The organism is Thalassospira sp. MBR-102 (genome assembly GCF_040549275.1).
GTDB classification, from domain to species: domain Bacteria; phylum Pseudomonadota; class Alphaproteobacteria; order Rhodospirillales; family Thalassospiraceae; genus Thalassospira; species Thalassospira xiamenensis.
The window spans coordinates 46,908-59,752 of the sequence record NZ_JBEPTC010000013.1 but is presented as its reverse complement, the minus strand read 5'-3'; the positions used below and the strand labels follow the sequence as shown (position 1 = coordinate 59,752).

Below are 12,845 nucleotides of genomic sequence, written 5' to 3'. Positions count from 1 at the left end.
TTGTAGACGGTTATTCAGAGCAGGTGATCAAAGCATGTCGCGCTTGGTGTGCGGGGTTGCCACCTCGTGGGTGCCGATCAGTTTGGCCTGATGGCGGGCAAGGATATCTTTGGCGCGGTTTTCCGTTGTGTCGTCGGGTGTCTGAACCCATAGCAACAACCCGTTGTCATCAAGCTCGTCCTGCAATTCGCCGGAATATTTTTTGCCGATCATGGCGGCGACCACACCGCCGGCCGCAGCACCGATGCCACCGGCACCGACGATGGCGGCAATGGTTGGTGCAATCGGGCCACCCGCGGCAATCATGACGCCTGCGGCACCAAAGGCGGCGGCATACATGGGGGCACCGACCAAGACGCCCTCCGCATTGCCAATCGGGGTGGGGGCGGTATAGGCAAGCGGGGGCATGTCGGGATCGTTATCGATATCTTCGACCTTGCGATAGACATGGCCCAGTTTGTCTTCGATGGTGCGTTCGGTTGCAAGCAGGCTTAGATCGGAATGTTTGAAGCCGGCTTCTTCCAGATCCTCTGCGGTTTTTTGCAGGGCAGGAAGGTCATGAAAAACGCCAACGGTTTCGTTTCGGGTCCTGAGGATGGACATTGTGGCCTCCTTTTATTGAAAGGCTCCCTGTCTAACCAACGTGCCGATGCGCCGATTGGTTCCGCAAATTTTTCAATATGTTGGAATGATGCCAGAACAAAAACGGCACCCGCATGGGGTGCCGTTGGTGATCTTTATGGTGCCGGTCTTACCGTTCGGTGATCTTGAATTCGATACGGCGGTTGCGGCGATAGGCGATTTCGTCGTCGCGGTTATCAAGCGGCTGATATTCGCCAAAGCCCGCAGCAACCAGCCTGTTTGGCGGCACACCGCGTTCGATCAGGAATTTGACCACCGAAATGGCGCGTGCCGCCGACAGTTCCCAGTTTGACGCGAATTTCAGGTTACGGATCGGAACTTTATCCGTGTGACCATCAACGCGCATGACCCAGTCAATGTCATCGGGGATTTCGGCCGAAATGGTTTTCAGGGTATCGCCAAGCTTTGCCAGCTGTTCCTGACCGTCTTCGCCAAGATCGGCGGAGCCGGATGTGAACAGGACTTCGGACTGGAAGACAAAGCGGTCACCCACCACGCGGATATCCTGACGGTCGCCCAGAACTTCGCGCAGGCGGCCAAAGAATTCCGAACGATAACGCTGCAATTCGGCGACCTTGGTGGCAAGGGCGGCATTCAGGCGCTGCCCGAGATTGACGATCTGGGCCTGGGCGTCTTCGTTCTCGCGCTCGGACGCTTCGAGGGCGGCTTCGATGCGGGCAAGCTGCTGACGCAGGGCCAGCATCTGCTGGTTCAGGGCGGCGACCTGTGCCTGTGCCTCGGTGCTGAGCTTTTTCTCGTCTTCGAGTTCGGCGGCGCGCGAGGCCAGCAGGGCGGAAAGTTCGTCGATGCGGGTTTCCTGATCGGCAAGCTGTTCGTCGGCTTTTTCGCGTGCGGTGCTGAGCTCGGCCTCTTTTTCCTCAAGATTGGCAAGCGCTGCCAGAAGTTTCTTTTCCATCTCGTCCGCAGACAGTTCGGCGGCGGAAAGCTGGCTTGCGAGGGCGGCGGCACGGTCGCGCAAATCGTCGCGCTGGTCACTGGTGTTGGAAAGTTCGGTCGTGAGCTGTGTCAGTTCGAGTTCCATGCGCTGATTGTTGGTGCGTTCGAGCGACAAAAGATTGGTCAGCTCGTTCACCTGTGCGGTCAGGTCATTCAATGCCTGATCACGTCCCGAAAGGGCAGCACCCAGATAGACCTGTGCGACGACGAAAATCATCAGCAGGAAAATGATCACCATCAACAGCGTGGCCAGGGCATCAACAAAGCCAGGCCAGGTGTTGACGTCGCGATTTCGGCGGCGTGACAACCCGGTCATGCGATCAGCCCTCCTCGGCGATCGCGGCGATGGTGCGGGCCAGAAGCTTGATCTCGCTTCTGATTTCCTGGGTCGATTGCTGACGGCCCATGGTCAGTTCCTCGCCAACGCGGGCAAGGGTGTTATCGAGCGAGCGGATATGGGCGCGGGTATTGTCATCAATGCCGAAGCTGCCGATTTTCATCGAATCGGAAAGCTGATCAAGCACGGGTTTCAGATGCATCTGGTTTTCCGCCAGCTTGACCATAAGCTGCTGTTCGGCCTTCATCTGATCGGTCAGGGTCGAAAGTTTGTCGGCCAGGTCGATCAGGGTGTTATGCGATTTGATCTGCGAGCTTTCGGACCGCTGGATCGAGTTTTGCAACCCTTCCATATTATCGGCCATCTGTTCGATCAGGGCCGAAAGATAGGCCGGAACCGACTGTTCCCCGTCCGAAACCGGACCGCCCGAAGACAGGCGGGTAAAGCCCGAAAGCCATTCTTCAAGTTCGTTAAAGAAGCGGTTCTGGGCCTGACCGGCCTGCATGTCGATCAGACCAAGGGCGAGCGAACCGGCCAGACCGAAGAGCGAGGACGAGAACGCCGTTCCCATGCCGCCAAGCGGCTCGGCAAGGCCCTGTTTCAGTTCGTTGAACCACAGATCGATATTCTGGCCCGAACCAACATTGACATCACCGATGACATTGGCAACCGAGTTGACGGTCTGAAGCAGGCCCCAGAAGGTGCCAAGCAGGCCAAGGAAGACCAGAAGGCCGACAACATAGCGCGACAGTTCGCGGCTTTCATCCAGACGCGAACGGATCGAGTCCAGAATGGTGCGGGTCGCCATGGTCGAAAGTTGCGGACGGTCGCGGCGCTGTTCGGCCATCATGCGAGCCATGGGCAGCAACAGTTTCGGCGGGACCTGAGACGTCAGACCCGGACGGTTGCGACGGAAATCTTCGATCCAGGTGACTTCGGCCGACAGGCCAGCAACCATGCGGAAGGTATAGATCACACCGACAACAAACACGCCAAGGATCAGTCCGTTCAGAACGGCGTTGGCCATGAACGCATCGGAAAGTGCCGGAAACAGCAAGGCACCGACGGCGGCGATGATGGCGATGAAAATCCCCATCCGCGTCAGGTAGCTTCCCGGTTTGGTCACGACAGGAAGGGTTGCCATGCCGTTGGCCGAATTATTGCTCATGACGGGTCAATCCTAGCGTTGAACGGTTTTGATATCGACACGATCAGCCGGACCGGACGGCACATTGGCGCCCAGCGCACGGACATCGATGCGCGTGGACCGCACACCTTTGTCGATCAGGTAGGAACGGACCTGCAGGGCACGCGAAAGCGACAGACGGCGTGCCTTGCTGGCGTTGTTGGAATCACCTTCGGCATAGGCCTGAAGCTGGATACGCATGTTTTCATCGCTGCCCATGTTCTTGACGATGCTGTCAAGCTGGGTGCGGGCGGCGTTGTTCAGCTCGAAACTGCCGGAACCGAAGGCAAGGCTGTATTCACCGGCACCAGATGGTGCGGATGCAACCGGGTCCTTGGCCGCAGGCGGAACAGCGGCGGTTTCCGCAGCCGGTTTCGGTGCGGGTGTGGGTGCAGGTGCAGGTGTGCTCGGCGCAGTTGCAACCGGTGCCGGTGCAGCTGGTGCCGACGGTTGGCTGTCGGAACGCTGTTCCAGCATTTCCTGCGGCGAGGTCGTAGTGTCAGGTGCCGGGCTTGGGGCGTCTGGCACGTTTGATTTGTTCGGTACAACCGGCTCAGGTGCGGGCGGCGGTGGTGCCTGTTTGGTTTCCTCGGCCGGAAGCGGCGGGGCTTTGGGTGGCTCGACCTCGGCCGGTTTTGTTTCGACTTTCGGGGCCGGTTCGGCCTTGGGGGCCTCGGCCATTTCCGCAACTGGCGCAGGGGCCGGTTTTGGGGCCGGGGTCGGTTTGCCTAGCGGGACCGGTGCGCTGCCGCTGGTTGCCTGTGCGGCGGCCGGGCTGGCCGGTTTGGCGCGCGGTGCGGCGGTGGGTTCGGGCCGGTTAAGGGCGATCACCTGATTTGCGCCATCATCGTAGGATGGGCTGGTGGTGACACCGGGGACACCATAAAACTGCGATTGTGTCGGAACGTCGTTGCTGCCCGAACCGTCGATGACAACGGTTTCAAATCCGTCGCCATAGGTTGCGCCACCGGTATCCTGCGCAAAGCGGTCGGCGGCAAGGAATTCTGAATGCGGGCGGGTTTCAGGATAGATCAGGTCGCTGCCGGCAATCGAAATATGGTCACGCGGAACCGAGGGTGAAAGATAGTTCGGTACGGTCGGTTGTCCGCCAAACCCGTCGGCAACATCCCAGTTTACCTGTACGTTGCTGTCAACGGATACGGGGGTGTATTGCTGTGCGGATGCTCCGCCACTGACAACCACGTTACCGCCCAGTGCGGCCATGAATGCCAGCACCGAAATCTTGGAATACCCCATCATCAAATCGCAGGCCCCTTGTTACCCTGTGTTTGAACACGTTTTTTTATAACGCACAGTTTTGTGTCGATCTTTTGGCACATCGTTTTGTTTGGCGTGCCACCCCGGTCTGCTCACGCGGATAAATCCATGATCAGACGGCAAGTACCATAGCTTAGAGCTTGATGATGAACAACCGCTTTGACCGGCACATGCACGTGAATGCAAAAAGGGCATCCGTGCGAAAGCAGGGATGCCCTTTCAAAAAACGGTAATAAAAGCTGATACTTACTCGGTAACGGCTTTTTTAAGCGTCTTGGCCAGCACGGGCTGGATATAGTCGTTGGCGGCAACGACGCTGCCGGTGCCAAGCATGTTGGTGCCACCTTTGGCATCGCGGACATAGCCGCCTGCTTCGGTGATCATCAGAAGGCCTGCGGCGATATCCCACGCGTTAAGATGAGATTCCCAGTAACCGTCAAAGCGACCGGCGGCGACATAGGCCAGATCAAGCGATGCGGCACCCATGCGGCGCACACCGGCACAACGATCCATGACCGAATGCAGCTGCTTTTCAAACGCGGCGTGATCGCCATGCCCGATATGGGGAACGCCACATGCCAGAACGCATTCGTTCAGACGACGGCGGCCCGAAACACGCAGGCGACGGTTATCAAGATAGGCGCCAACGCCTTTTTCGGCCCAGAAGAATTCATCCTTGGCGACATCGTAAATGATGCCAGCGATGATTTCGTCACCCTTTTGCAGGGCCACGGAAATCGCAAAATGCGGAATGCCGTGCAGGAAGTTGGTGGTGCCATCAAGCGGATCGATGATCCAGCGGTGCTCCGGATCGGAGCCCTTGATTTCGCCGCCTTCTTCCATAAGGAAACCATAGCCCGGACGGGAACGTTCAAGTTCTTCGCGCAGACGTTTTTCGGCACGGTGATCGGCCGCAGAGACGAAATCTGCCGGGCCCTTCATCGATACCTGAAGGTTTTCGACTTCACCGAAGTCGCGTTTAAGTCCATAGGCCGCCTTTTCGACGGCCTTGAACATGACATTGATATTAGCTGAACGACGGGCGGCGCCACGCACGGCTCATCTCCCGGTGTTTGAAAGTAAAAAAGGAAGGCCCAAGGACGAATGTCCTTAGTCTTTTGCACGTTCGAGATAGGTGCATTCGGTCGTGTTCACGACAACGCGCGTACCCGATTCAATATGCGGCGGAACGAGAATGCGAACGCCATTATCAAGAACGGCCGGCTTGAAGGAAGAAGACTGGGTCTGCCCTTTGACAACCGCGTCGGCTTCGACGATCTGGCAGACAACATGTTCGGGCAGGGTCACGGCAAGCGGTTCGCCTTCGAAGGATTCGATGGTAACAACCATCCCGTCCTTAAGGAAAACAGCAGGCTCGCCGATCAGGTCGGAATTGACTGTGATCTGTTCGAAAGTTTCGCTGTCCATGAAGGTGATCATGTCACCATCGGCAAACAGATAGGTATATTCATTCTGTTCCAGACGAACACGTTCGACGGTTTCCGAAGCCCGGAAACGTTCGTTCAGCTTGGTGCCGGTACGAATGTCTTTGAGTTCAACCTGGTTAAACGCACCGCCTTTACCCGGCTTCACAGCCTGGCATTTTACCGCACGCCACAGGGCACCTTTATGTTCGATAAGGTTACCCGGACGGATTTCGTTGCCGTTGATTTTCATGGCACCAACCGTTCTTTCAGATCACAGATTCACGATGTAAGCGGGACACCCGTCCCATTAAAGTCGGGCTTAACTACCAGTTTGGCGAATTTGCTGCAAGCAGATTGATCAGGGTTTGCGTGCATGGCAAACCGTCATTCGCGCATGGCTGTCGCCAAATCCCTGCGGTAAAAAGGGGATAAACCGGGCTGGATTTCAGTCCGAAGCAGCAGCAATCGCGGCCTTGATTGCCTTCGCCCCGGCCTCGGGACCGTCCGGATGGTTCCAGACTCCGCCCGTGACGGCAATGAAATCGGCACCGGCTTCGACAATCGGGCCAAGGTTATCGGCCGTGATGCCGCCAATCGCGACACAGGGCACCGTGGTAAAGGTCGTCCAGATTTCGATGATTTCGGGGGTGACGCTGGTTTTGGCTTCTTTGGTCTGGGTCGGATAGAACGCGCCAAACGCGACGTAATCGGCCCCTTTTTCGCCAAGCTCCATGGCGCGGTGGCGGCTGTCATAACAGGACACGCCGACAATGTGTTCTTCGCCCATGATGGCGCGCGCTTCGTCGTAGCTGGCGTCTTCTTCGCCGACATGCACACCGTCAACGCCCGATTTTTTGGCAATGTCAGGGCGGTCATTAAGGATCAGGGGAATGTCGCGGTCCGAGCACAGCGGCAGGATCGCATCAATCGCCTTGCGGATTTCATCATCGGAAACGTCTTTGAGACGCAGCTGCAAACAATCAATCGCACCGGTATCAAGCACGGATTTCAGGCGGTCCGGAAATACGGCCAGATCGATTTTGGGCGGTGTCAGAAGATAAAGGCCGGTTTGGTCGTCTGCGTTCACAATGGTCATTCCTGATCAAAAACTGCGTATCATGTAACGTTTCATCACCCTTTTGGCAATCACCCAGCCAAAAACGCCGCAAGGCGACGGTCAAGTTCCGCATCGGGCAGATGATCGTCACCGGTTTCGTAAATCCGGTCCGGGTCGGGCAGGGCGGTGCGTATCTGGCATCCCGATTTTGAGCCGAGATTTTCAAGCCGGGCTTTCAGATCATCGGGCAGATCGTCATCGAGCAGGACCGCATCAATTCCGGCCTCCATCGCGGCCAAGGCCGATGCGCGACGTCCGCGACAATCAAGGATGCCGTGGATGAGGGCATCGGGAAAGTCGGTTCGTAATCTGGCGATCAGGGTGGCAAACCATTGTGCACCAAGCGACGCCCCGGCATTTTCCGGCGACAGCAGATTGATCCGCGCACGCCCTGCAACGCGGCAGGCCGATTGCCCGCCTGCCATGCCATGAATGCGAATGAAAAGGTTTGTGGTGTCTTTCATCGGGGCAAAATATCACCGGGTCGGGATTTGCCAAACAGAAAGGGCGACCCGAAGGCCGCCCTGATCCGGATAGATACCTTCAAGTTCCGATTAAAGGAACTTTGCCATTGCAACGGCGGTATCAGACATACGGTTCGAGAAGCCCCATTCGTTGTCGTACCAGGACAGGATACGGACGAAGTTGCCGCCGATAACCTGGGTCTGGGTGACATCAAAGGTCGAGCTGTTCGGGTTGTGGTTGAAGTCAATCGAGACCAGCGGAGCTTCGCAAACGCCCAGAACGCCTTTGAGCGGGCCGTTTGCGGCGTCCTTGATCGCGGCATTGATTTCATCAGCCGTGGTGTCGCGACCGGCAACGAAGGTCAGGTCAACCATCGAAACGTTCGGGGTCGGGACACGGATGGCGGTGCCGTCAAGCTTGCCTTTGAGTTCCGGCAGAACCAGACCGACGGCCTTGGCCGCACCGGTCGAGGTCGGGATCATCGAAAGCGATGCTGCACGGGCGCGGCGCAGATCCTTGTGCAGGCTGTCGACGGTGTTCTGGTCGCCGGTGAAGGCGTGAACGGTGGTCATGAAGCCCTTGGTGATGCCAACGGTCTTGTTCAGAACGTCTGCAACCGGTGCCAGGCAGTTGGTGGTGCAGGACGCGTTCGAAACGATGATGTCGGATGCGGTCAGGCTGTCGCTGTTGACACCGTAAACGACGGTTTTGATGTCGCCCTTTGCCGGGGCGGAAATCAGAACGCGTTTGGCACCGGCGGTCAGGTGTTTGCCGGCACCCGCTTCGTCAAGGAAGATGCCGGTGCATTCGAATGCGATATCGACATTCAGAGCGCCCCACGGCAGGTTCGCCGGGTCGCGTTCCGAGCAGACCTTGATCGCCTTGCCGTCGATGACAAGGTCGTTGCCTTCGGCTTTGACGTCATTGGCAAGAACGCCATGAACGGAATCGTATTTCAGAAGATGTGCGTTGGCGACGACGTCACCCAGGTCGTTGATGGCCACGACTTCAACATCGGTACGGCCGCTTTCAACGATGGCACGCAGAACCAGACGGCCAATACGACCAAAACCATTAATCGCTACGCGAATAGCCATTCATCCCTCCAAAATTATGATGATTGGTACCTGGGGAGTATCAATCACGGCTTGGGGTTTAACCCCATAGAAAAAAGGCCGGATCGGCATATTACCGATCCGGCCCCTTGAATTAAACGAGTTCTTTGGCCGCCTTGACCAGCGCCTCGGCGGTGATGCCGAAATGCTCGTAAAGGACTTCGGCCGGTGCCGAGGCACCAAAGCCGTGCATGCCAATGACTTTGCCGTTGTCGCCAACGTATCTTTCCCAGCCGAAGACCGACAGGGCTTCGATGGCGATACGCGGTTTGTCGCCAAGGACTTCCTTGCGGTATTCCGGTGACTGTGCGTCGAACAGTTCCCAGCTTGGCAGGGAGACGACGGCGGCATTGATGCCGTCGGCCTTGAGTTTCGCCTGGGCGTTTACGGCAATTTCGACTTCGGAGCCGGTCGCGATCAGGGTGACCTGACGATCACCGTCGCAATCGGAAATCACGTAACCGCCGCGCGCGACAAGGTTGTCTTCGCGGTATTCGGTGCGCAAGGTCGGCAGGTTCTGACGGGTCAGCGCCATGACGGTCGGGCCGGTTTCGTTGGTGATCGCCATTGCCCATGCTTCGGCGGTTTCAACCGCATCGGCCGGACGGATGACGGTCACGTTCGGCATTGCGCGCAGGGACGCGACATGTTCGACCGGCTGGTGGGTCGGGCCGTCTTCGCCAAGACCGATGGAATCATGGGTCATGACATAGACAACGCGCTGGTTCATCAGGGCCGACAGACGGATTGCCGGGCGGCAATAGTCGGTGAAGACCAGGAAGGTGCCGCCATAAGGCAGAACACCACCATGGAGTGCGAGACCATTCATGGCCGCCGCCATGCCGTGTTCACGGATACCGTAATAGATATAGCCGCCATGATAGCCGCCATCAGCGGTGATCGGGGCCTGAACGCCGGTTTTGGTGTTGTTCGAACCGGTCAGGTCGGCAGAACCGCCGATCATTTCCGGGATTGCCTTGGTCAGAACTTCAAGAACGTTCTGGGACGATTTGCGGGTTGCGACTTTCGGCAGTTCAGCGGTGATCTGCTTTTTGTAGTCGTTGAACGCATCGATCCAGTTTTCCGGCAGTTTGCCTTCGACGCGGCGTTCGAATTCGTCTTTGAGGGAGGCTTCGAGATTTTCGAAACGCGCACCCCATGCATCGAAATCGGCCTTGCCACGCGCACCGGCATTGCGCCATGCGCCGAGAATGTCGGCGGGAATGTCGAACGGCTCAGACGTCCAGCCGAGTTTTTCACGCGCACCGGCAAGTTCGGTCGCGCCAAGCGGCGAACCATGCGTTGCCGAGGTGCCACCCTTGGTCGGGGCGCCAAAACCGATAACGGTTTTGCAGGCGATCATCGAGGGGGTATTGGTGGTTTTTGCCTTGGCAATCGCGGCTTCGATGGCGACCGGATCGTGGCCGTCAATCTGCTGCACGTCCCAGCCTGCGGCTTCGAAACGTTTTTTGTGATCTTCGGACGTCGAAAGCGAGGTCGGGCCATCAATCGAAATGCCGTTATCGTCAAACAGGACGATCAGTTTCGACAGTTTCAGGTGACCGGCCATCGAAATGGCTTCCTGGGAAATGCCTTCCATGAGGCAACCGTCACCGGCAATCACATAGGTGAAGTGATCGACAACATCATTGCCAAAGCGCGCATTCATGATGCGTTCGCCAAGCGCGAAACCAACCGAGGTTGCAATGCCCTGACCCAGCGGGCCGGTGGTGGTTTCGATACCGGCACCATGGCCGAATTCCGGGTGACCGGCAGTACGCGAACCCATCTGACGGAAATTCTTGATCTGATCCAGATCGAAATCTTCGTAACCCGTAAGGTGCAGAAGCGAATAAAGCAGCATTGAGCCGTGACCAGCGGACAGGATGAAACGGTCGCGGTCGGGCCAGTGCGGGTGCTTTGGATCAAATTTCAGGAATTTGGTATAAAGAACAGTCGCGACGTCTGCCATGCCCATCGGCATGCCGGGATGTCCGGAATTGGCTTTTTCGACTGCGTCGGCCGAAAGAAAGCGGATGGCATTGGCCATGCGGTTGTGTTCTGTTTGCGTCGTCATTGGATGCGGTTCCTGGGGGTTTCGCGGTCGGGCGATGAAAACACTTTTGATACATGTATTCCATGTTAACGGAATTCGCGCGGAACATGCCCGTACGGGGGGCATCCGTCAACCGCTTCTGTCGAAAAACTGCGCCAATTGTCCTAATTGTGGTTAACGAAAATGACAAACATGCCGGGTTGCCAAGGTGCATGTTGACGCGTCCTGATCCTGCCCCCTATGTTGCCGTTTGGCCCGGCGTTCCCTGTATCCTTTCGGTTCGGTGAACGGTGCGGGTAACGTTGCGCATGTCATGACGGGCTTTTCCATACGGTTTCCGGGCATTATTCCGTGGGGCAGATATTTGATGCCACGGGTTTGTTCGGCAACAAATCAGCCTTTTTCATGACAAAGTCGGTTGGCAGGGTGGCCAATCTTGCGATTGGGTACGGGTTTTGCCTGTGCCGACCGGGTAGTTTAACAAAGCTGGATATTGAATATGTCGCGTTTGCTAGAAGCGAGTATCCGACTTAAAGCGGCCATCGACAGTCTTGATGCTGCCGTGGAGTCGCGTATGGCCAAGGATATCGGAAATCAATCCGATGCTGCCGGTGAAGTCGAAACCCTGAAAAGCCAGCTGGCAGCCGTGCGTCAGGATTATGACAAGCTCGCAACAGCAACCCAGACCGTCTCGGCCCGTCTTGACGGTGCCGTGGGGCAGTTGCGTCTGGTCCTTGATGATGATCGCGAACAAAGGCAGGCATAAAATTCATGGCACAGGTTTCAGTACGAATTAACGGGCGCAGCTATGATGTTGCCTGCGACGATGGTCAGGAAGAACGCCTGATGAACCTTGCGCAATATGTCGATGAGCGGGTTCGAGAGATTGCCGGAGCGGTTGGTCAGATTGGCGAACAGCGCCTTTTGGTGATGACCAGTCTTCTGATTGCCGACGAGCTGGGCGACATGCATGAAAAATTGCGCAAGGGCCAGACAAGTGTCGAACCGGAACCCGGCAGCGTAAGTGCGGCCGAAGGTGACGCGATTGCGGAAAACATGGAAAGCATGGCTGTTCGCATCGAAGCTATTGCGCAAAAGCTTTCGCAGGACTAAGTTCCGGACGCTGACTGTTTTCGATGCGCCGTTCGCGGTGATCGGGTGCAGCGGCAAATCGGGGGCTGCCCTGTTCGTCAGGTTCGCTAATTCCCGGGGCCGATGCTCATTTCTCTAGGGAGCTGTCCCTGTCGAGGCCGTGGTCTCGTTATACGGCGCCCACCTGCACACGCAGGTCACGAGGAATTACCACATGGCCAACGGCAGCGGTGGCTCCCACTTAATTCATATCCCCAATTTATCTATGTTGTGCATCAATCGGTGCGTCTGACAGGGGCATCGGTTACAGGCATGTCCGGATTTCGGGCGTGCGACGAAACGGGAAATACAATGCGTTTACTCCATCTTGGCGACGTTCTTGGCCAATCCGGTCGTACTGCAGCACTTGAAGCGTTACCGATGCTGCGGGACCGTCTTTCGGTCGATATCGCGGTGGTAAACGTGGAAAATTCGGCGCATGGTTTTGGTGTGACGGCGAAAATCTGCAAGGAATTCTATGATGCCGGTGCGGATGTCCTGACGACGGGCAACCATGTCTGGGACCAGCGCGAAATCATTGCCTATATCGATGAAGATGAAAAACTGCTGCGCCCGTGGAACTTCCCCGACGGGACACCGGGCAAGGGCGATTACGTTTTCAAAAGCCGTTCGGGCAAAAAAGTTTGCGTTGTCAACATGATGGGGCGGTTGTTCATGGACCCGCTTTCGTGCCCGTTCCAGGGCGCGAACAAACTTTTTGCCAAACACAGGCTTGGCAAGAATGTTGATGCGATCATCATCGATTTCCATGCCGAAACCACGTCGGAAAAAATGGCGTTTGGCCATCATTGCGACGGGCGGGCATCGCTTGTTCTGGGGACGCACACCCATGTGCCGACGGCGGATGCCCAGATATTGCCGGGTGGAACGGCCTATCAGACCGATGTCGGCATGTGCGGCGATTTTGATTCCGTGATCGGGATGAAAAAGGAAAATTCGGTCCGCAAATTCATCACCAAAATGCCGACCGGCCGGTTCGAACCGGCAGACGGCCCGGCAACGGTGTGTGGTGTTTATGTCGAAACCGACGATGCCACCGGCCTTGCCAAACGGATCGAGCCGGTCCGGATCGGCGGGCGGCTTAAGGGTAGCTGGCCCAGCGCCTGAATATTG

General features: G+C 57.1%; 13 protein-coding genes and 1 other RNA gene. 4 read left to right on the top strand and 10 right to left on the bottom strand.

The window, feature by feature from the left end:
* Window positions 1-27 precede the first annotated feature (27 nt).
* The 10 genes from ABIE64_RS18850 to tkt form a co-directional block, all read right to left on the bottom strand.
* Entirely contained in the window at window positions 28-603 is a 576-nt protein-coding gene (locus tag ABIE64_RS18850) for a hypothetical protein (protein WP_354378244.1), read from the bottom strand.
* A gap of 148 nt (window positions 604-751) precedes the next feature.
* Complete coding sequence (locus ABIE64_RS18845) at window positions 752-1,915, bottom strand: peptidoglycan -binding protein (protein ID WP_354378243.1); 1,164 nt, start codon at window positions 1,913-1,915, stop codon at window positions 752-754.
* Window positions 1,916-1,919: 4 nt separating this feature from the next.
* Window positions 1,920-3,104 carry a hypothetical protein gene (locus tag ABIE64_RS18840; protein ID WP_007092447.1) on the bottom strand — a complete coding sequence of 395 codons (1,185 nt, stop codon included), beginning with the start codon at window positions 3,102-3,104 and terminating at the stop codon, window positions 1,920-1,922.
* Window positions 3,105-3,116: 12 nt separating this feature from the next.
* On the bottom strand, window positions 3,117-4,382 hold the full coding sequence (locus ABIE64_RS18835; RefSeq protein ID WP_354378242.1) for an OmpA family protein: 1,266 nt from the start codon (window positions 4,380-4,382) through the stop codon (window positions 3,117-3,119).
* 264 nt (window positions 4,383-4,646) lie between these two features.
* Entirely contained in the window at window positions 4,647-5,456 is an 810-nt protein-coding gene (locus ABIE64_RS18830; RefSeq protein ID WP_007092445.1) for an inositol monophosphatase family protein, read from the bottom strand.
* 54 nt (window positions 5,457-5,510) lie between these two features.
* Window positions 5,511-6,077, bottom strand: coding sequence for an elongation factor P (gene efp, locus ABIE64_RS18825; RefSeq protein WP_007092444.1), 567 nt, complete (start codon window positions 6,075-6,077; stop codon window positions 5,511-5,513).
* Between the two features lie 195 nt (window positions 6,078-6,272).
* A complete protein-coding gene (gene thiE / locus ABIE64_RS18820; RefSeq protein ID WP_354378241.1) occupies window positions 6,273-6,923 on the bottom strand; it encodes a thiamine phosphate synthase in 651 nt (216 codons plus the stop codon).
* A gap of 50 nt (window positions 6,924-6,973) precedes the next feature.
* Window positions 6,974-7,408, bottom strand: a complete 435-nt coding sequence (locus tag ABIE64_RS18815; RefSeq protein WP_354378240.1) for a hypothetical protein — start codon at window positions 7,406-7,408, stop codon at window positions 6,974-6,976.
* Window positions 7,409-7,498: 90 nt separating this feature from the next.
* A complete protein-coding gene (gene gap, locus ABIE64_RS18810) occupies window positions 7,499-8,506 on the bottom strand; it encodes a type I glyceraldehyde-3-phosphate dehydrogenase (RefSeq protein WP_354378239.1) in 1,008 nt (335 codons plus the stop codon).
* Window positions 8,507-8,618: 112 nt separating this feature from the next.
* Entirely contained in the window at window positions 8,619-10,601 is a 1,983-nt protein-coding gene (tkt, locus tag ABIE64_RS18805; RefSeq protein ID WP_354378238.1) for a transketolase, read from the bottom strand.
* 478 nt (window positions 10,602-11,079) lie between these two features.
* Between tkt and ABIE64_RS18800 the strand changes: the two genes are divergently transcribed.
* The 4 genes from ABIE64_RS18800 to ABIE64_RS18785 all read left to right on the top strand — a co-directional run bounded on the left by ABIE64_RS18800 (window position 11,080) and on the right by ABIE64_RS18785 (window position 12,839).
* A complete protein-coding gene (locus ABIE64_RS18800; protein ID WP_007092439.1) occupies window positions 11,080-11,346 on the top strand; it encodes a DUF4164 family protein in 267 nt (88 codons plus the stop codon).
* A gap of 5 nt (window positions 11,347-11,351) precedes the next feature.
* Window positions 11,352-11,693: a cell division protein ZapA gene (locus ABIE64_RS18795; RefSeq protein WP_037990853.1), complete on the top strand. Its 342-nt coding sequence runs from the start codon at window positions 11,352-11,354 to the stop codon at window positions 11,691-11,693.
* A 59-nt stretch (window positions 11,694-11,752) separates the two neighbouring features.
* A non-coding RNA gene (gene ssrS, locus ABIE64_RS18790) (6S RNA) lies at window positions 11,753-11,913 on the top strand.
* A 110-nt stretch (window positions 11,914-12,023) separates the two neighbouring features.
* The gene (locus tag ABIE64_RS18785; RefSeq protein ID WP_354378237.1) at window positions 12,024-12,839 is read left to right on the top strand and encodes a TIGR00282 family metallophosphoesterase; all 816 of its coding nucleotides are present in this window, start codon (window positions 12,024-12,026) and stop codon (window positions 12,837-12,839) included.
* Window positions 12,840-12,845 lie beyond the last annotated feature (6 nt).